The organism is Acidovorax radicis, from assembly GCF_020510705.1.
Taxonomy (GTDB): Bacteria; Pseudomonadota; Gammaproteobacteria; order Burkholderiales; family Burkholderiaceae_C; genus Acidovorax; species Acidovorax radicis_A.
This window is the reverse complement of record NZ_CP075184.1, coordinates 3,154,113-3,173,498: the sequence shown is the minus strand read 5'-3', so window position 1 is coordinate 3,173,498 and position 19,386 is coordinate 3,154,113. Positions and strand designations below refer to the sequence as shown.

Below are 19,386 nucleotides of genomic sequence, written 5' to 3'. Positions count from 1 at the left end.
ATCGTGCATCAAAACGCTCTATATTTGATAGCTGCTTGCGCTTATGAATAAAGCGCAAGCGGCCAAAAGACCAATACTTTGACGGTGCTTGCCGCGCCCGCCGCTATGATCCGGCCATGATCTCGCGCTTGCCCGGCCTGTCCCTTCCTGAACGTGTGTGGAACACGGCACGGCGCTGGGCGTTGGCATGGTGGCGCATCCTTTATCTGGGCGCTGTGGTGCTGGTGCTGGTGCTGTCGCCATCGAGCTACGGCAAAAGCACGCGCAGGGCGCTGGCCCGCCACCTGTACCTGGACACGGCCCCCGTGCTGCTGGGTTTTACCGTGCTGGCCGCCTTGATAAGCCTCGTGCTCACGCGCATCGTGGTGGTCACTGCGCTCAGTTATGGCCTGTCGCGGTATGCCCTTGAAATGGTGATTCGCGTGCTGGTGCTGGAGCTCATCCCGCTGACCGCGGCACTGTTTGTGGCCATGCGCTGCACCATCCCCAACGGCGCACAACTGTCGCGCCTGCGCCAGACAGGCCGTTTCGTTGCGCTAAGCCAGCAGGGCGCCGATCCGGTGCGTGTCGAATTGCTGCCCCGTGTGGTTGCCGGCGTGTTCGCCTGCGTCACGCTGGCGGCGCTCAGCTGTGCGGTGGCACTGGTGCTGGCGTATCTGGGTGTGTATGGTTTCAATGTGGCGGGCCTGCCGGGCTACACACGCATGTTTGGCCAGGTGTTCACGCCCAGCGTGACCCTGCTGTTTGCATTGAAGACGCTGTTTTTCAGCCTTGCCGTGGCGCTTATTCCCATGGCTGCAGGTTTGTATGGCACTGGTGAACGCACGCAGCCCCATTCTGAATTGGGTGGGCTGGCCCGCATGTTTGCCGTGTTGCTGCTGATTGAAGTGGCCTCACTCATGGGCAACTATTACTGACACTGAGCACCCCCATTGCTGCCCACCCGGATTCTTATGTTCCTTTGAACAGGCTCTTACACCTCGATGAACCCTGCTTTGGTCTCATGAACGAACAACCCCGCACGCCACCCCCCATTGCTTCGGCGCCAACTGCCGCGTCTGGCACCGCTGCTGACGTTTCATCCGCCGAGGTGTTGCGCCCGGTCGCCTATCTGGAGCTCAAGGCCGCCGCGCTGCTGCTGTTCACGCTGGCGCTGATCGTGGGCTCGGGGCTATATCTGCTGTACGCACGCGGCGCCTTCGAGTCCACCCAGACCCTGGTGCTGACCGCCGACGATTCGGAAGGGGTGGTGGTGGGCATGGACATGACGTTCTCGGGCTTTCCCATCGGCCGTGTGCGCCGCATCGAGCTGGCGGAAACCGGCAATGTCCGTATCCTGGTCGACGTCCCTCGCAAGGACGCACATTGGCTGCGCGAATCCAGTGTGTTCACTCTGGTGCGTGGCCTGGTGGGCGGCACCAACATTCGCGCCTACTCGGGCATCCTCACCGATCCCGCGCTGGCCGATGGCGCCGTGCGGCCCGTGTTGCGCGGCGATGCCACGGCCGAGATCCCGCAACTCATGTCGTCCGCGCGTGAGCTGCTGGGCAACCTCAATACGCTGACTGCGCAGGACGCAGCACTCGGGAGCAGCCTGGCCAATGTGCGCGCCCTCACCGAGCGGCTCAACGGCCCTGGCGGCATGCTCGGTGTGCTGATGGGCAATGAGACCGACGCCAAGAAGATGGTTTCCACACTCGAACGCGCCAACGCATTGCTTGCCCGTCTGGACGGCATGGCCGCCCGCGCCGACAAGCAGGTGTTTGGCAGCAACGGCAGCAACGACGCGCTGGTGCCCGAGGTGCGTGCCACGGTGGCCCAGCTCAACGGCCTGCTGGCGGACACCCGCAACAGCTTGCAGAAGGTGGACGCCGTGCTGGTCGAGGCGCAAGCCATCGGCGCCAACGCCCGCGAGGCCACCACCGACCTGGGCGCCTTGCGCGCCGAGGTCGAGAGCAATCTGCGCAAGGTCGAAACGCTGGTCAATGAGATCAACCGCAAATGGCCTTTTGCACGCGACACGGAGCTGAAACTGCCATGAAGCCACTTGTTTCACTGCGCCTGCGCTCAGCGTCTTCATGGTGCTGTGTCGCGGTTTGCACCGTGATGTCGGTGGTCGGTTTGATCGCCTGCTCCAGCAAGCCACCCACACCCGACTGGCAGATGAACGCACAGGGCGCCGCGCAAAAAGCCGTGGAGGCCTATCTGTCAGGCAACACGCGCGTAGAGCAGCTCGAATGGAACAACGCCCGTGCCGAGGTGTCCCGTACCGGCCGTCCCGATCTGCTGGCTCGGCTGGAGTTGATGCGCTGCGCCGCGCAGGTCGCCAGTCTGGCGGCACAACCCTGCGATCGTTTTGAAAACCTGCGCGCCGATGCTGCAGCCCCCGAGCAGGCCTATGCAGACTATCTGGCCCATCGCTTGCAGCCGCAGCAAATACCTCTTTTGCCCGAAGCGCAGCGCCAAGCTGCGGCGTCGGGTGATGCTGCCGCGCTGGCGGGTATTGCAGACCCACTGTCGCGCCTGGTGGCAGCGGGTGTGCTGTTCGAAGGGGGCCACGCCAGCCCTGAGGTGATTGCCTCGGCGATCAACACCGCGTCCGCACAGGGCTGGCGCAGGCCACTGATGGCGTGGCTGGGCGTAGAGATAAGCCGGGCCGATGCCAGCGGAGACGCAGAAGCTGCCGCTGCACTTCGCCGCCGTATGGCCATCGTAGAGAAAGTGGGCGGCGAAGCGCCGCGCTAATTGTCGAATATCACAGTGCGCCCCGAGCGCACGCCTGGTCGACCTCGACCGTTGCAGGCATGCCTGCAAAACCGTTCATTCTGGGTGAGGGGTCAATGCAGGCGTGCTTGGAGCTGGGTCTCAATATCGTTGCGCTGCAAAGCAAACTGCTGAGCGCTGATTTCGTTGGACTCGAACTTGCGCGCGGCCGATAGCAGAAGCACGGTGTTCTCAAGGCGCCTATCTTGCTGGTACGACGAAGGCAGTGCAGTGAGCCGATCAAAGCTCTGTTTGTAGAGATCACTCCAGCTCAAGGAGCCCGCCTGGGCCTGCGCGTGCGCGCCATCATGCCAGCGGCTAAATTCATCCCAAGCATTGTCGCGGGGGCTGCTGCAGCCCCACAGAGGAACCACGACCGCCAACGCGGTCAAAAATCGAGATAGGAAAAGAACCGACACCGAAAGTGCAGAGTTTTGTTCACGTGGCTTCACGATCATCCTCCATTCTTGAATGCTACCCAGGACTGGGGTATGCAGCGCCGAATGGTACTCTGATGCTATGCTTTTTGCCATCGTTTCGCGTTGAGGCCCCGCCTCACGCAGTCGGTGTGGCTGCTCACGCCAATCGTCGTGGGCCTCCGTGGCTCAAAAACGAGTGGTCAATAACTCGTCCCACCCTGTCGGCAGGTGTGACATCGAATCCACCGACTGCACCGCCGTATCGGGCATCAGCACCAGCACTGCAGCCAATACGGCCAGAACCACGGTTCCAATGAACGCAGCCAAAGGGCGCGCGCCGGGAGTGAAGACATGGCGTTTCATTGCAAGTCCTTCCAAATCAAAAAGGAACGGGAACCTCAATGGCCCCCAACAGCCTCAATGGCTGGTGGAGGCATTTCAGCAAACGGCTGTCAGGCCGTCTGTCAGACAAAGGCGATACCGGCTGTTTTTGAGGAACGTTACCGTTGGTTGCGCTGTGGCGCGAGGGGCTCCACCCGGGCCCAGAATTCATCCGTCACGTCCCACGATTGGGCTGAGCCTTGACCATCTCTCTTGCCTGCGCCGAGTCACGGTCGGCTCAAGGCCGTAATTTGCTTAATTTACGGCTAATTTTTAGGCAATCATGCCTGGGGGCGAGCGTGCGTGACTAGCCTGCGACCGTTCTGGCGGAATTCATATCAGATCGCTCGCCCAACGCTGAGCGTGTCACGAAACTGCAACCTGGCAGCCGTAACATTTTGACACAGCGACCTCCACTCCCCTTTTGCCACGCTTCATGCCCGAAACCACTGAATACCTAAGCGATTTCCGGCCCCGATTCCGTCAGCCCAGCGCGGCCGATCTGTGCATCGAAGTGCCGTGTATGACCACTGATCAGACGAACGACAAAGTGATGGAGGTATTCAACCGCCACCGCGATCTCGTGAGCCTTCCCGTGGTGGAGGGCAATCAGCCGATCGGTCTCATTAATCGGAGCATCTTCTTGTCGCAGATGAGCAAGCAGTTCCGTCAAGAGCTGTACGGTCGAAAGAGCTGTATCGCCTTCATGGACAAGGAGCCGTTGATCGTCGACGAGGCCCTGGACATCGACGCGCTGACGTTCAAAACGGTGGAGTTCGGAGAAAAAGCGCTGTCCGACGGCTTCATCATCACGCGCGACGGCGCGTTCGCAGGCATCGGCAACGGATTGCAGCTCATGCGGGTGGTGGCAGACATGCAGGCCTCTCGCAACCGCCAGATCATGCACAGCATTGAGTATGCGAGTGTGATTCAGCGGTCCACCCTCCGTAGCTCGCTGGATGCCCTGGCACGGGCCTGTCCAGAGGCCGACCTGGTTTGGCAGCCGCGGGACATCGTCGGAGGCGACTTTTACCAGTTCAGCACGGACTCGGACGGTTGGTTCGCCACGGTGGCCGATTGCACTGGGCATGGGGTTCCGGGCGCATTCATGACCTTGATTGCGTCCGCCAGCCTGAACCAGGCCATTGAGCAAAACGGACCTCGGGATCCCGCGAGATTGCTGGGTCATGTCAATCGCAGCATCAAGCAGATGCTGGGCCAGATGAATGGCCAGGATGGGACGCCCGGTTCTGATGACGGCATGGATGCCGCCTGCTTCTGGTTCGAACCTGCCAACGGTCGGCTGATCTTCGCGGGCGCTCGGCTTTCAATGTTCGTGCTCCGCCCTGAAGCCGATGCTGTGGAAGTGCTCGATGCACAGCGCAAGGGAGTGGGCTACGTGGACAGCGACTTCGACTACGCGTGGCAGAACCAGGAAGCAACTCTTCCCTCGGGGAGCGTGGTCTTCGTCAGCACCGATGGGCTGGTTGACCAGATCGGCGGGCCTCGCGGCATTGCTTTCGGCAAGCGCCGCGTTCGGGAGCTATTGCTTGAGCATAAAGACAAGACACCTTCGGAGGTCAACGCGGCGTTGCTGGAATCGCTGCGCCTTTGGCAGGGCGAGCACCACCGGCGCGATGACCTGACCTTCTTCTGCTTTCGCACATAGACAGATATGACGTCCTGCAAAATTGCCGACAAGTACGGCTCGTTCTTCAACCTGGCGCGTGAGCACCAGATTATCTTTTATTACGTCGGGTATTTCTCACAGCACATCGTGGCTGCCATGGCCGACGCGGTGAAGCTGCAACTGGAAGTCGCCGGGGTCGCCGCACCAACCCGACGCAAGCTTTTCTCGTCGTTTGTCGAGATGGCGCAAAACATCATTCATTACTCAGCGGACTCGCTCACCCCAGCCAGCCAAACCGATGGCGAACTGCGCCACGGCTCGGTTTGCATCCGCCGCGAATTCGACGGTAGCTTTTCCCTGCTCTGTGCGAATCCCATCGAACCTCTGATGGCCGAGGGGCTTCGCGTCAAGCTGACTGCGCTGCGCAGCATGACACTCGAAGAGATCAAGCTGGCCTACCGCCAGACGCTGCGTGAGGACACGCCGGATGGGAGCAAGGGCGCGGGATTGGGGTTCCTGACAGTGGCGCGGGACGCTCGGGAGCCACTTGAGTTTGATTTCGACGCCAACGATGAGTCTGGCGATTCCCCCGTCTTCTATCTGAAGGCGGCAATCTAAGCATTGAGAGATCGACGCATCGAGACTACTGATGGACAACCTCTATATCGCACCGACGCCCAGTTCGCCCGAGGTGGACTTCAAGTTTGACACGCACATCCTCAGTCTGAGGGGCGAGTCATATCCCGAGAACGCAGCAGCCTTCTATGGGGATATCGTCGCGCAACTCAGAGAGTTTCTGGCGATGCAAAGCGCAATCACATTGGAAGTGAACATCGCATTGGCTTACTTCAATAGCTCCAGCACCAAAATGCTGTTTAACCTCATTGAAGCGCTGGACAACGCCGCCGCAGCCGGGAACCGCGTCGTGCTCAATTGGTATCACGACGAAGAAGATGACACCATTCTCGAGTTCGGTCAGGAACTGAGTGAAGATTTCCCGGCCATCGAGTTCATCAACCGTTCGGTTGGAGCCGTTTGAATGGTAGGCGCTCCTGCCGGACCCGCTCCCGACATTTTCGACGCAGAGAATCGAACACTATTGGCGGCTAGAGCTGCACAGGCGGCCTGCGCACGCTCCCCGCAAGATGCGTGTGGGCAAGCGCTCGGTGACTTAATTCTTGCCTACGAACGACTCCTTCGGGAAACGCGTAGGCTTGTGCGTCGCAGCGACCGGGCCGAGTTGGAAATGAACCAGATGAACACGCGGCTTCAAGACCTGGCTGCCGAACTGGAACACCGCGCCAATCACGACCCACTCACCGGCGTCCTCAATCGAGCGGCTGTGATTGAGTTGGTCAATCGACACTTTGGCCGCGAAGATCTCGCGTTGATTGTTCTAGACATCGATCATTTCAAGCGAGTCAATGACAGCTTCGGGCATCCGATGGGTGATCGGGTCATCCAGGGCGTGGTGGCTTGCCTTCAGGCTGTCGTTCCCGCGACTGCGCACATCGGGCGCGTTGGAGGCGAGGAGTTCACGGTCGTGCTTCCGCAACACGGTGGATCGGCGTCCGAGCGCGTAGCGCAAGAGTTGCGCCACGCTATCGAGGCCTACGCGTTCAATCTACCTGACGGAAGTGGCGTCACTGCCAGCTTTGGTGTGTGTTGGGGGCCTGCCGGCAGTGACTTCGACAGCGCGTACGGTCTTGCCGATGAAGCGCTCTATGTCGCCAAGCGAGGGGGCCGAAATCAGGTCCATCTCGCGACCAACGCCTTGCCGTCCGCCGAGCATGTTGTCTGAGACTGAGGGGCGCTGGACAGATGCAGGGTTGGTCACTGCGGACACAGCACGACAAGACGAGCGTGACAGCAGGACCAGTTGGCGAATCCTCGTCGTGGACGGCGATCCCGATGTTCACACTGCAACTCTCAGTGCGCTGGAGGGCCAAACGCTGTTTGGACGACCCTTGGCATTTACGCATGCGTTCTCGGATGACGAAGCAAGATCGCAGCTGCTGCGTACACGTGATCTCGCCATGGTCATACTCGACGTGGGGACGGAGCAGGCCGGATCGGAACTCGACCTGGTCGACTTCATCCGCCATTCCGCAGGTCTGAGAAACACCCGCATCGTCCTTCGAACGGGCCAACCGGGGCAAGTCCCTGATTTGGAAACACTGCTCAGGTACGACATCAACGACTACCGGACCAAGGCGGAACTCACGAGAGACCGTCTTTTGGCGATGGTCGTGACAGCAATTCGGTCCTACAAACAGCTCTGCGCTGTAGATGCCAGCCGATCAAGCCTCGAACTCATCGTCCGATCAAGCGCATCTCTTCTCGAAACGAAGGGCGACTACGAGTTCGCTTCGGCTGTGCTGACCCAAATCTGTGCACTGCTGAAGGTAGAACGAGAAGGCCTGGTCTGTGCACAGCGCGGGGAAAGCCATCGTGACTACTACGTAATGGCTGCTTCCGGGAAATTTTCCGAGTTTATTGAACTGCCGCTCTATCTGGTCACGCCAGGACCGGAACTGGACCTGCTTCTCAAGTCGGTGGAAAGCAAAGGCAACGTCTACGGTCAGGACGGGGGGCTGGCACTGCACATCGGTCACAAGGATGAGCAAGACCTCGTCGTGTTCATCCATGTGCCCAGGGACCACTATGGACTTGACCAGCAGGTACTGGATGTGCTGCGCACCAATTTCGGAACCCTCCTGCACAACCGGGGTCTCCTTCATCGTCTGCATGAGAGCGCGTACCACGACCCATTGGTCAATCTTCCCAATCGCGCCCACTTTGTCCACGAGGTCAACGAGTGCGCACGGCACGGAACGAACGGCCTCCTTATGGCGTTGGTCGACATCGACGACTTCAGCGCTACGAACGACGTAATGGGTCACCGTTTCGGTGACCGCCTTCTGGAAAAGGTCGCCCGCTGCCTTGAAGCGTCTTTGCCCCCTGGTGTGCTCCTGGCCCGTCTCGGAGCAGATACCTTCGGCGTCCTCGGATCAGTACGACAAGTGCAGCCTAGACAGCTGCTGGAGTGCATCCGGCACCCGCTGAACATTGATGGCGTTCCGCACAAAGTCTCGCTCACCTGTGGGTATGTGCTTTTGCCAAAGGAGCCACGAGCGGGGGCTGACTTGGTCAAGGATGCCACCATTGCCCTCAAGCGTGCCAAGCGAGACCACCGAGGCCATGAACTCCAGTATGCGGATCTGATGGGGACGGAGGCACGAGCTCGCGCATTGCTGCGATCCGAGCTGAGAGAAGCCATTGAAAACAAGCAGCTGTTCCTCGTCTATCAGCCTCAGCTGAACCTCAGCAGCCATGCTCTGGTCGGGCTCGAAGCTCTGCTGCGATGGCGCAGGGGAGACGGGGAATTTGTCCCTCCAGATCAGTTCATCCCCGTTGCCGAACATTCCGGCCTCATCGTGGGATTGGGCGAGTGGGTGCTCAACACAGCCTGCGCAACGATGCGCGAGCTTCTGAATGCAGGTACTGCGCCCCAGAGAATGGCCGTGAATGTTTCCACGGTGCAGTTGCAAGATCCTGGGTTCTTTGACGTTGTCCGTGCAGCGCTCGCGACCAGCGGATTGCAGGGACTGCACCTGGAGCTGGAGATCACAGAATCAGTCGCTGCGCTTCCAACGCAATTCTTGGAGCAAACCCTCTCAGCGCTGCGTGCCCAGGGCATATCCATTGCAATCGATGACTTCGGGACCGGATACTCGTCGCTGAGCTATCTTGAGCGGCTGCCTCTGGATCGCATCAAGATTGATCGTTCCTTTGTTCGCCAGTTGCGTGAGCCGCGCGGCGCCCGAATCGCCGAGATGGTGGCTCAGTTGGGTCGAAAGCTGGGCCTCAGCGTACTGGCGGAAGGAATTGAGGATGCCACTGTCTGGGACGCACTGGTGGGAATGGGCTGCCAGGAAGGCCAGGGGTACCACATCGCAATGCCTATGGAAGCGATCGCACTGGTCGACTGGGTTCAGCGCCATATGGAGCGACGTGCCACGCTCTAAAAAGTGGCGGATGTTCCAGCGTTGGATCATCGCAGTCGCTATTCTATTTTTCGCAGGCTGTCCCGTGTAAGCCAGCAACTTGTGCCTTGCCATCCACAGATTGCCCAGCGCAAACAGCGTGACGATCTGCGCCGTGTTCTTCAGGAGTCCTCAGTAGCGCACCTTCACGTCCCCAAGCTGGACAGCCTGGCTCGGTGTAAACGATCATTACGCAGGAACGCTCACCGGTCACTATGGGCGGCAGATTCAACCGGTCGATGCAACACATTCGCTGAACATCTCAGCGGGTGTGTGGAAGCCCAGCGTCTTGCGCGGCCTCTCATTCAATTGTCTCGCAATGGCGTTGAGCTGAAGCTGTGAGAGACCCGAGAGATTCATGCCCTTGGGCATGTACTGCCTGAGTAAGCCGTTCGTGTTCTCGTTGCTTCCCCGCTGCCATGGGCTTCGCGGGTCGCAGAAGTACACCTGGATGTCGGTAGCCATCGTGAATTGCTTGTGAGCATGCATCTCCGAGCCTCTGTCCCAGGTCAGTGACTTGTACAGTTCCTGCGGTAGCTTGCTGGCGCTCTTGATGAGTGCCTTGACGACCGACTGCGAGTCTTTGCCATTCAGCTTCACCAGCATCACGTATCGCGTTTGACGTTCAACCAGTGTCGCAATTTGGCTGTTGCCACTGCCAAAGACCAAGTCGCCTTCCCAGTGACCAGGCACTGCCCGGTCCTCGACGCAAGCGGGGCGCTCGCTGATCGAAACAGCGTCAACGATCTTTCCGTGAATTGCCGTCTTCTGTGTGTAGTGCCGTGATCGGCGCATTCCACGAGTGCGTCTGAGGTGCTCCAACAGCTCCTTCTTCAAGGCGCCACGCGCTTGAATGAACAGACTGCGGTAGATGGTCTCGTGTGACACGTGCTGGCTCTCGTCGCAAGGATAAGTTTGCTTGAGCCAACCTGCAATTTGCTCCGGCGACCACAGCATCCGCAGCTTGTGAGCCACGATCCGGGCCAATGCACGGTTCTGCCTGAGCTTGCAGCGCTTTGGGCGCTGCGCTCGATTCCAAGCCGCTTCATCTGCCTGAGTTGCACGGTAGCCATCACAGCCGCCATTGCGCTTGATCTCTCGGCTGATCGTCGACGGTGCTCGCCCGAGCCGCGTTGCGATGGAGCGAATCGATTCGCCTGACACCATCGCCCGCGAGATCTCCTCGCGCTCTGCCAACGTCAATGCAATTGCTGCACGTGATCGCTGCGCAGGCCGGAATCCGCCCGTCTCTGCAAGTATCCGATGGATCGACGAGTGGGCGCGATCAAAGAGCTTGCCGATCTCATGCAGCGTCCAGCCTTGCTTCCAGCGCTCCCACATCAGCGCCTTCTGGGTATCTGAATAGTAGATTCTTGGTCGCTGTTTCATCTGCAACACTCCTTGCGCCTACGCGGTGGTTAGTGTGTTGCATCGACCGGTTGAATCTGCCTCCAAGACCTGGCACTGGCAACCACCAACGCCAAGGGCATGGTCGAGTACAAGGCCGACTTCGTCATGCTCAAGCCCAAGAACATGGCCAAGGCCACCCGCCGCGCCAACGAGACCGATGCGCGTGTGCCCGTGCCCGCCAGCGACTGGAAGTTCGCCACTTGCGACACGGGCGCCAACGCCTTCCCCGGCACGCCCAGCCCTACCAGCGTGTGCCTGAAAGACGGCTTCGACCCGGCGTACCTGTATGAATTGGTCTACGTGGCCAAAGACCCGAAAGTGATGGGCGTGGGCCTGGCCGCGCTGCGCGACACGGTGAGCTTCTTCCGCAGCAAGGCAGCGGACTCGATCGGCACCCCCAACCCACTCGCAGGCCGCATCCAGTACACGCTGGGGCAGGGCACCTCGCAGTCGGGCAACGCGATGAAGACCTTTTTGCACCTAGGCTTCAACCAGGCGCTGGATGGTGGCAAGGTGTTTGACGGCGTTTTTGCCCATGTCGCAGCACGCCAGACGCACATCAACACCCGCTTTGCCGTGCCCGGTGGGGGTGGTGGCCTGCGCACCGACCATACGGCCTTTGGCCAGACGGCACCGCGCGGGCTGGACAAGGACTACATGGACGACATCAGCGGCCGCCAGGGCGGCGTGATGAAGCGCTGCGCCGCCACCAGCACCTGCCCCAAGTTCTTCCTGGGCCTGTCGGGCACCGAGTTCTGGCAACTGCAGGGCTCGCCCGTGCTGACCGATGCCAACGGCACCAAAGATCTGGCGCAGCCCGACAACGCCCGCATCTACTACTACGCCAGCACCCAGCACGGCGGGGCAGGGGGCACGGCCAGCATCGGCTATGCACCCACGCGCGCCACGTACCCTACGGGCACGGTGGTTCACTTCAATGACACCTTCCGCGCACTGTTCCTGAACCTGGAAGACTGGGTGGTGCGCGGCACGCTGCCGCCCGCCAGCCAGGTGCCCAAGGTGGCCGATGGCACGCTGGTGCGGCCCGAGGCGCTGGCATTCCCGGCCATGAAGGGCCTGACCTGGGCGGTGGGTGGTGTGCAGACGGCTATTCCTGACTTCAGCTATCGGGGCCTGTACAACAACTTCCCGCTGTTCGACTTTGGCCCGCAGTACGTCCCGCAGGATGAATCGGGCATCGCCACCATCCTGCCCCCGCGCAACCTGGGTCGCGACTACGCGATCATGGTGCCGCAGGTCGATGCCAGCACGGGTCTCACCCGCACCGGTATCCGCAGTGTGGAAGCGCGTGCGCCGCTGGGCACCAGCATCGAGTTCAACTACGTGGCCACGCCCGGCATCACCGATCTGGCCAACCTTACGGGCAGCTACATCCCCTTCCACAAGACGCGCGCCGCGCGGCTGGCGGCAGGCGATGCGCGGCCCTCGCTGGAAGAGCTGTATGGCACGCAAGAGGGCTATGTGGCGGCCGTGACCGAGGCCGCCAACACGCTGGTGGCGCAGCGCCTGCTGCTGCAGCGCGATGCGGATGGACAGATCGCCCGCGCGAAAGCCACGGTGGTGCTGCCTTAGTGTCGATGTAACCGCCCGACAAGGGTGCCGCGTGGGTGGGCGGCGATGCCGTGAGTCATGTTGACGCCCAAGACAACTGAACCCAGGCGGCGTGGTGGAGCAGCCTGGGTTTGGTCTTTCAACGGAAAATTCTGAATGAAGGCTACCTTGCGGTGTTCTGCAAACGCTTACCTTTTCCCTTGGTTTGGTGGGAGTCACCAAGCCATGGTGCCTCCACCAACGATGGTGCAGGTTGGCTGCGCAGGGATGCGTCTCTCAAGACATGTTGAGCCCCATCGCGCCGGGCGGCAGAGCCTGCGGCGGTGTAGTGCGTACCGCCCGATATGCTGAAATGGCACCTTCTTGTAAACCGAGATGCAGCACACGCGGCAGCCCATATGCAAGACGGTCAGCGGGCTCTACAGCGCAAACCGATGCGATATGAATGGGTCAAGGCGGCGGCGTGGCGAGATTGTGCATGGCGGCAACCACGCGAAGGAGCTGCTGGACCGCTGCAAGAAATGGCGCACTCCCCATGGAGCCCATGGCCGCTGTGTAGGAGATTCTGGAATGCGCAATAGCCGCAGATCACGGGCTTTGGCAAAAACGCCGGACGAATGCCCGGCGAAAAAAGAGAAGTTGACGAGCCTTACCCCCGGCACTGGCTCCACAGTTAGGGCTGCTTGGTTCCCCACCTGACCCGGTTGGCCGCTTCACCATGCGGGGAGGCCCGTCAAGCGCTATTGTACGCCATGGCGCGGGGCGTTATCAGCTCAGCGCCTGCCCGGCAGCATGCGCAGCAAGGTGTTGTCGCGCTGAAAGTAATGGTGAAACAGCGCGGCAGCGGCGTGCAGGCCGACCAACACGTAGCCCACCGTAGCCCCGGTTTCGTGCAGTTCTTTCAACCAGTATGCGTTGTCGCGGCTCGCCTCCAGTGGCAGCAGGGGCAGTTGCCAGCCCCACAACAAGGCGACAGGCTTGCCATCGGCGCTCAGGGTGAGCAGGCCCAGCACGGGCAGACCGATCATCAGTACATACAGCGCAATATGCACAAACACGCCGAAACGCGCTTGCCAGGCGGGCAACGCGGGTTGGATGGGCGGTGTGGAACCTACCGAGCGTGCCAGCAGGCGCAGCCACACCAGGATAAAAATGCTCGCACCGAGCATGTAGTGCACGGCCTTGAGCGTGTCCCGTGCTGCACTGCCTTTCGGGTAGATACCCTTTAATTCCATGGTGGCGGCGGTGGCTACCAGCAGAGCGGCCATCAACCAGTGAAGTGCGATCGAGGCGTTGGTGTAGTGCTGTTTGTCGTGTTGCATGGCTGTTTGTGACTCCTTCAAGGAGGCTGATGATGGCCGCTGAATCTGAAGATACGCTGAAAACGCCAGTGCAATTGTTTCGCGCCGTGGCCGGGTATGCCGGGCACATAGAATCACGCCCATGTCTTACCTCGTGCTCGCCCGCAAGTACCGCCCCCGCAATTTCACCGAAATGGTGGGGCAGGAGCATGTGGTGCAGGCTCTGACCAATGCGCTGACCCAGCAGCGTTTGCACCACGCCTACCTTTTCACGGGCACGCGGGGTGTGGGCAAAACGACGGTGTCGCGCATCCTTGCCAAGTCGCTCAATTGCCAGGGCCCCGACGGGCAGGGTGGTATCACGGCCACGCCGTGTGGAGTGTGCCAGGCTTGCCGCGACATCGACAGCGGCCGTTTTGTGGATTACACCGAGCTCGACGCGGCATCCAACCGGGGCGTGGACGAGGTACAGAGCCTGCTGGAACAGGCGGTGTACAAGCCGGTGCAGGGCCGCTTCAAGGTCTTCATGATCGACGAAGTGCACATGCTCACGAACACGGCGTTCAACGCCATGCTCAAGACGCTGGAAGAGCCGCCCGAATACCTTAAGTTTGTGCTCGCCACGACGGACCCGCAGAAGGTGCCGGTCACCGTTCTCTCGCGCTGCCTGCAATTCAACCTGCGGCCCATGGCCCCCGAAACCGTGCTATCGCACCTCACGCAGGTGCTGGCCGCCGAAAACGTGGGCGCAGAACCCCAGGCGCTGCGCCTGCTGTCGCGCGCGGCACGTGGGTCCATGCGCGACGCACTCTCGCTGGCGGACCAGGCCATCGCGTTTGGCAGCGGCCAACTGCACGAAGCCGCCGTACGCCAGATGCTGGGTGCGGTGGACCGCTCTTATGTGTTTCGCCTGATTGAAGCCCTGGCGCAGGGCGACGGCAAAACCGTGGTGGAGACGTCGGACACCCTGCGGTTGAATGGCTTGTCGGCGGCATCCACCCTGGAAGAAATGAGCGCCGTGCTGCAGCGCATGGCCGTGTTCCAGGCTGTGCCCCAAATAATGTCCGGTGCGCTGGATGCGGACGACCCTGAAGCGGCCGAAACTGCCCGCCTTGCCGTCCTGATGCCTGCGGATGAAACCCAGCTGCTTTACAGCCTGTGCCTGCATGGGCGCGGTGAGCTGGGCCTGGCGCCGGATGAGTATTCCGCACTGACCATGGTGCTGCTGCGCCTCCTGGCCTTCAAACCCCACGGCGGATCGGCTGAAAAAAAAACTCTGACGCTGCCTGAAAGGGCGGTGACAGGGGGGGCTTTGGCTGCGGGCGAGGCGGCTGCGTTGGCATCTGAGGGCTCCTCTGCGGCGGCCCCTTCGCCTTTGGCGGCGCCGGCCGAATTTGTGTCTTCTGCCGCTGGAGCTGCGCCGGCTGGGGCTGCTCCGGCTGGAGTTGCGCCGGCTATTGCGCCAGCCCTGCCGCCAGTGGTTTTGACGGCTGCTGTGCAGCCGCCCACCGTTGCTCCGGCCGTTGTGACCCCCGCAGTCGAACACCCAGAGGCCGCTGCGCAAGATGCGTCGTCAGAACCGCCTCCGTGGCCGGGCTCTGAGGAATCAGACCACGCACTTGGGGCTCCGCCTGTCGCCATGGCGCTGCCTGTGCGCCCATCAGAGCGTTTTGAACAAAATCAGCCTCTGGCGCAAACAGGCAAAGCGCAGGCAGCTCCTGAATTTGTAGCAATTCCCGTGCGTGAAGTGCCTGAACCCGGTGCCCGCCTGCAACCCACGCCCCATTCGGTGCCGGTGCCTGCATCGGCCCGCTACACGCCCACCCCTGAGGGCGATATATGGCACGCCACAGTGCAGCAGATGGTGGTTGCCGAGGCTATTACCGCGCTGGTGCGCGAGTTGGCGCTGCAGTCTCAACTGGTGGCGCGCGATGGTGGGCATTGGCTGCTGCGTGTGGAGCGCGAGTCGCTGAACCAGCCCACCGCGCGGGAGCGCCTGCGCGCGGCGCTGGAAGCCGCGGGCCACGCTACCCAGATCAGCGTCGAGGTGGGCGTCGTCATCGACAGCCCCGCTCGCCGCAATGCAGCTGCGGCTGCGGAGCGCCAGCGCCGCGCGGAAGAAATTGTCAACAACGACCCCTTTGTGCAGTCGTTGATGCGTGACTACGGCGCGAGAATCGTGCCGGGCAGCATCAAGCCTGCATGACCGACCCTCTCCACATTCCACAGAAACTGAAAAGGAAACCACACCATGTTCAACAAGGGACAACTCGCCGGCCTCATGAAGCAGGCCCAGGCCATGCAGGACAACCTCAAGAAGGCACAGGACGAACTGGCCTTCGTCGAGGTGGAAGGCGAATCGGGCGCCGGCCTGGTGAAGGTGCTGATGACCTGCAAGCACGACGTCAAACGCATCACCATCGACCCGAGCCTGCTGGCCGAAGACAAGGACATGCTGGAAGATCTGGTGGCTGCTGCATTCAATGCGGCGGTGCGCAAGGCCGAGGAGACTTCCCAGGAGAAGATGGGCAAGCTCACAGCAGGCATGCCAGGCCTTCCCGGCGGCATGAAATTCCCTTTCTGAGGCTGGCTACCGAGCGGGCGATCTGCGTCGTTGGGCGGTGCTCGGAATCCTCACGTACAGGAAGTACGTTCCGGTTCCTGCGCTCCGGCCGCCTAGCAGCTCATCCCGCTCGCTACGCCCTTGAGGGCGGGGGGTGAAGGCAGGGTAGAAGTCCGCTCCTTGACAACCGTTCGGGCTGAGCTTGTCGAAGCCTGTGCCCGCCTTGCCCATATTTTTGCCCCGTCCCCTGATTGCCCACCCATGTCCTCCACCAACGCCCTTGATGTCTTGATTCAGGCGCTGCGCCGTTTGCCGGGGGTGGGGGTCAAGTCTGCGCAGCGCATGGCGTTTCATTTGATGCAGCATGACCGTGCGGGGGCCGAGGTCTTGTCTGCGGCCTTGCATGATGCGGCGCAGAACGTGCACCACTGTGCGCGTTGCCACACGTTCACGGAAGACGACATCTGCAGCACCTGCCTGGACCCGGAGCGCGATGCCTCACGGCTGTGTGTGGTCGAGACCCCGGCCGACCAGTCGGCGCTGGAGCGCACGGGTGCGTTCAAGGGGCTGTATTTTGTGCTGATGGGGCGGCTCAGCCCGCTCGATGGCATTGGCCCGAAAGAAATTGGCTTGCAAAAACTCATGGACCGCGCCACCAACGGTGAGGTGCAGGAAGTGATCTTGGCCACCAATTTCAATGCCGAGGGCGAAGCGACGGCCCATGTGATCAGCGAGGCGCTCAAAAGCCGGGGGCTGCATGTGACGCGCCTTGCGCGGGGAGTGCCGGTGGGCAGTGAGCTCGAATACGTCGATCTGGGCACGATCGCCCATGCACTGGTCGATCGACGTTGAGATCGGGCAGCGATTAGTACCAGTGGAACCTCGCTAGAATACTCACAAATTAATAGCTGCTTGCGCCTATGAATAAAGCGCTAGAGCCCAAAATAGCTTAAAAAATGAATACCACCATGCATGTTGCGCGCTTCACGGTTGCCTATTGGTGCGTGCTGATTGCGGCCTTGCTGCCGCTGGGGTGCGCATGGCTTGCCAAGAGTGGCAACCTGGGCAAGCCGCGCAAGGACGGCGGTTATGACAACCACGACCCCCGCGCCTGGATGGCCCAGCAAAAAGACTGGCGGGCCCGCGCGAATGCCGCGCAGGCCAACAGCTTTGAGTCACTGCCGTTTTTTATCGGCGCGGTGATCATTGCGCACACGCTGGGTGCGGGGCAGACGCTGCTCGACATCCTGGCGTTTTTCTACATCATGCTGCGCATCTTCTACGTGATGACGTATGTCTCTGACATGCCCACGGCGCGCAGCGCGGTGTGGGCTGCGGGTTTTTTCGTCAACATCGCGATCCTCTTTATCGGGTATCGCTGAGCCTCTCTGGGGCCGCAGGCGCCCTTGGCGTTTGTTTCTGCGCGGCGGCGCGTCCAAGGTGCCCGCGCAACACGCGATATGCGGCACGCGCTCCACGATGGGGCGCTTTGTGTGTCGCTTCGTGTTCTTTACCCTCGGTATACGTAGTTCTCCGCAGGGAATCACCCTGATTCGATTTGTTCAGCACGGCGGCACAATTGTTGCGGTGCAGCATTGTGTGTTCTCCTGATTCCATGACCTCCTCCGTACTGAATCGACGCGCTTTTGGCGCCGTTTCCGCCTTGTCGGCGGCGGCGGTGTTCGCGCCTGCCATCGTTCGTTCGCAAGGTGAGAGCATTCCCGCGTTGGGGCGCGTCACGGTTGCCGTGGGAGGGCAGGGGTTGCTGTACTACTTACCCTTGGCCCTGGCGGACTCTCTGGGGTTTTTTCGCGCACAGGGGCTGGAGGTGGTGACACGCGATTTCCCGGCAGGGGCGCGGGCGCTTCAGGCGGTGCACGATGGTGCGGCGGATGTTTTTTCGGGTGCTTTTGAGCACACGCTCCGTGCCCAAGCGAGGGCGCTACCCCTGCGTTCGCTGGTGCTTATGGGGCGGGCTCCACAATTGGCGCTGGGGGTGTCAACGCGGGTGTCGCCAGGGGGCAAGGATTTTGGCGACCTGGCTGGGCGTCGCATCGGGGTGTCATCCATCGGCTCTTCCACCCACCTGGCCGCCAGCCTGATGCTGCTTCGGGCGGGGCTCGCGTCGCCGGACGTAACTTTTGTCGGCGTGGGATCTGCGGGCAATGCCATGAACGCGTTCCGCTCAGGGCAGGTGCATGCGCTGTGCCATGCCGATCCAGTCATGACGCGGCTTGAGCAAACCGCAGACATGCGTATCGTGGGCGACTTGCGCTCACTCAAGGCAGCGCAGGAGGTTTTCGGCGGCGCCATGCCCGGTAGCAGTTTGTGTGCGCCTCAAGCCTTTGTGCAAAAACAGCCGGCGCAGGCCCAGGCGCTTGTGGACGGCATTGTCCACGCACTCAAGTGGCTGCAGACAGCGGCCCTTGCAGACCTTGTGAAGACGGTGCCTTCAGCATATTTGATCGGAGATCGCAGCGCTTATCTGGCCGCCTTCAGTCGCGTGCGCGAAACCTACTCCGCCAACGGACAGATGCCGGACGATGGCCCGGCCACCGCGCACCGGGTGTTGTCGCGCGTCTTGCCCGGCTTTGCCGACACCAAGCTTGACCTTGCGCGCACCTATACCAACGACTTTGTGCGCAAGGCGCGGCAGAAGTACAACGTCTGATAGGGCTTGGGGAGCAGGGCCACGGGGCCCTTTGGCCGATCATGGCGGTTTTGTGTTTTTGTGCTTTTGCTGAAACCCGTGCTCCAGCGGGGGGCCGTGCACGCAGCGGCGGCTTGGGCCCACGAGGGGGTAGGCGAAACGGACCTACGCCATGGCACGCATTGTCTGTAATACATTGGGTGCTGACGGCATTTTTGTGCAGAACAAAGTGCCACGGCTTTCACCGGTTTTCATTGATTTTCACTTTTTCAAGGATTTTTTCATGACGCTGAACCTTAGCATCGGCCCGCTTGTTTCCCTGATTGCAGGCATTCTTATCCTCGTCATGCCTCGCCTGCTGAGCACCATCGTGGCGGTGTACCTGATCATCATGGGCGTCATTGGCTTGCTGGGACTGCACGCTCTGCGGTTCTGACCCCCACAACCGCCATTTTGTGAAGTGCGGGGGCCCTGCCGAATGGAGGCCCCCGCTAGGAGCTTGTCGCACTTGGAGCGTCAAACGCGAAAATGGACCCCGGCGAGGACAGTTTTTACCGGATTCGCAGCCTCATAGCCCGGCTATGGGGCAAGAAGATGGTGAAAAATGGACCGCCGCGGTCCATTTGCAGCCGACGATTTCCAAGTCCGACA

19 protein-coding genes, 1 other RNA gene and 1 pseudogene are annotated in these 19,386 nt (G+C 61.1%); 15 read left to right on the top strand and 6 right to left on the bottom strand.

Annotation, left to right across the window (positions count from 1 at the left end):
* Positions 1-116 precede the first annotated feature (116 nt).
* The 3 genes from KI609_RS14495 (at position 117) to KI609_RS14485 (ending at position 2,745) form a co-directional block, all read left to right on the top strand.
* Entirely contained in the window at positions 117-917 is an 801-nt protein-coding gene (locus tag KI609_RS14495; RefSeq protein WP_226444297.1) for an MlaE family ABC transporter permease, read from the top strand.
* An 86-nt stretch (positions 918-1,003) separates the two neighbouring features.
* On the top strand, positions 1,004-2,041 hold the full coding sequence (locus KI609_RS14490; RefSeq protein WP_226444296.1) for an MlaD family protein: 1,038 nt from the start codon (positions 1,004-1,006) through the stop codon (positions 2,039-2,041).
* On the top strand, positions 2,038-2,745 hold the full coding sequence (locus KI609_RS14485; protein WP_226444295.1) for a hypothetical protein: 708 nt from the start codon (positions 2,038-2,040) through the stop codon (positions 2,743-2,745). The genes KI609_RS14490 and KI609_RS14485 overlap by 4 nt, the downstream gene beginning before the upstream one ends.
* 92 nt (positions 2,746-2,837) lie before the next feature.
* Here the strand turns inward: KI609_RS14485 and KI609_RS14480 are convergent, their stop codons facing one another.
* A complete protein-coding gene (locus KI609_RS14480) occupies positions 2,838-3,215 on the bottom strand; it encodes a hypothetical protein (RefSeq protein ID WP_226444294.1) in 378 nt (125 codons plus the stop codon).
* Positions 3,216-3,368: 153 nt separating this feature from the next.
* Positions 3,369-3,545 (bottom strand): hypothetical protein, encoded by a 177-nt coding sequence (locus KI609_RS14475; protein ID WP_226444293.1) that lies wholly within the window; start codon positions 3,543-3,545, stop codon positions 3,369-3,371.
* Between the two features lie 454 nt (positions 3,546-3,999).
* Here KI609_RS14475 and KI609_RS14470 point away from each other — a divergent pair, with 454 nt between their 5' ends.
* The 5 genes from KI609_RS14470 (at position 4,000) to KI609_RS14450 (ending at position 9,221) form a co-directional block, all read left to right on the top strand.
* Positions 4,000-5,232, top strand: coding sequence for a SpoIIE family protein phosphatase (locus KI609_RS14470; protein WP_226444292.1), 1,233 nt, complete (start codon positions 4,000-4,002; stop codon positions 5,230-5,232).
* 6 nt (positions 5,233-5,238) lie between these two features.
* Positions 5,239-5,811, top strand: coding sequence for a SiaB family protein kinase (locus tag KI609_RS14465; protein ID WP_226444291.1), 573 nt, complete (start codon positions 5,239-5,241; stop codon positions 5,809-5,811).
* A gap of 31 nt (positions 5,812-5,842) precedes the next feature.
* Positions 5,843-6,232 carry a DUF1987 domain-containing protein gene (locus KI609_RS14460; protein ID WP_226444290.1) on the top strand — a complete coding sequence of 130 codons (390 nt, stop codon included), beginning with the start codon at positions 5,843-5,845 and terminating at the stop codon, positions 6,230-6,232.
* Entirely contained in the window at positions 6,233-6,994 is a 762-nt protein-coding gene (locus KI609_RS14455) for a GGDEF domain-containing protein (RefSeq protein WP_226444288.1), read from the top strand.
* Positions 6,995-7,088: 94 nt separating this feature from the next.
* Positions 7,089-9,221: a putative bifunctional diguanylate cyclase/phosphodiesterase gene (locus KI609_RS14450; RefSeq protein WP_226444286.1), complete on the top strand. Its 2,133-nt coding sequence runs from the start codon at positions 7,089-7,091 to the stop codon at positions 9,219-9,221.
* Between the two features lie 57 nt (positions 9,222-9,278).
* Here KI609_RS14450 and KI609_RS14445 read toward each other — a convergent pair.
* Positions 9,279-9,401: pseudogene (locus KI609_RS14445) on the bottom strand (IS5/IS1182 family transposase); the annotation flags it as partial.
* 66 nt (positions 9,402-9,467) lie between these two features.
* Entirely contained in the window at positions 9,468-10,628 is a 1,161-nt protein-coding gene (locus tag KI609_RS14440; protein WP_226450124.1) for an IS30 family transposase, read from the bottom strand.
* Positions 10,629-10,727: 99 nt separating this feature from the next.
* Here KI609_RS14440 and KI609_RS14435 point away from each other — a divergent pair, with 99 nt between their 5' ends.
* Positions 10,728-12,242 carry an alpha/beta hydrolase domain-containing protein gene (locus KI609_RS14435; protein WP_226444284.1) on the top strand — a complete coding sequence of 505 codons (1,515 nt, stop codon included), beginning with the start codon at positions 10,728-10,730 and terminating at the stop codon, positions 12,240-12,242.
* Between the two features lie 617 nt (positions 12,243-12,859).
* Here the strand turns inward: KI609_RS14435 and ffs are convergent.
* Together ffs and KI609_RS14425 are read right to left on the bottom strand one after the other, a co-directional pair.
* An RNA gene (gene ffs / locus KI609_RS14430) (signal recognition particle sRNA small type) lies at positions 12,860-12,956 on the bottom strand.
* Between the two features lie 38 nt (positions 12,957-12,994).
* Complete coding sequence (locus KI609_RS14425; protein ID WP_226444282.1) at positions 12,995-13,543, bottom strand: cytochrome b; 549 nt, start codon at positions 13,541-13,543, stop codon at positions 12,995-12,997.
* A 121-nt stretch (positions 13,544-13,664) separates the two neighbouring features.
* Here KI609_RS14425 and dnaX point away from each other — a divergent pair, with 121 nt between their 5' ends.
* The 6 genes from dnaX (at position 13,665) to KI609_RS14395 (ending at position 19,171) form a co-directional block, all read left to right on the top strand.
* Positions 13,665-15,728: a DNA polymerase III subunit gamma/tau gene (gene dnaX / locus KI609_RS14420; protein ID WP_226444280.1), complete on the top strand. Its 2,064-nt coding sequence runs from the start codon at positions 13,665-13,667 to the stop codon at positions 15,726-15,728.
* Between the two features lie 45 nt (positions 15,729-15,773).
* The gene (locus tag KI609_RS14415; protein WP_226444278.1) at positions 15,774-16,106 is read left to right on the top strand and encodes a YbaB/EbfC family nucleoid-associated protein; all 333 of its coding nucleotides are present in this window, start codon (positions 15,774-15,776) and stop codon (positions 16,104-16,106) included.
* A gap of 240 nt (positions 16,107-16,346) precedes the next feature.
* Positions 16,347-16,937 (top strand): recombination mediator RecR, encoded by a 591-nt coding sequence (recR, locus tag KI609_RS14410; RefSeq protein ID WP_226444276.1) that lies wholly within the window; start codon positions 16,347-16,349, stop codon positions 16,935-16,937.
* A 104-nt stretch (positions 16,938-17,041) separates the two neighbouring features.
* Entirely contained in the window at positions 17,042-17,467 is a 426-nt protein-coding gene (locus tag KI609_RS14405) for an MAPEG family protein (RefSeq protein WP_226444274.1), read from the top strand.
* Between the two features lie 233 nt (positions 17,468-17,700).
* Positions 17,701-18,756, top strand: coding sequence for an ABC transporter substrate-binding protein (locus KI609_RS14400; RefSeq protein WP_226444271.1), 1,056 nt, complete (start codon positions 17,701-17,703; stop codon positions 18,754-18,756).
* 262 nt (positions 18,757-19,018) lie between these two features.
* Positions 19,019-19,171: a DUF3096 domain-containing protein gene (locus KI609_RS14395; RefSeq protein WP_226450424.1), complete on the top strand. Its 153-nt coding sequence runs from the start codon at positions 19,019-19,021 to the stop codon at positions 19,169-19,171.
* Positions 19,172-19,386 lie beyond the last annotated feature (215 nt).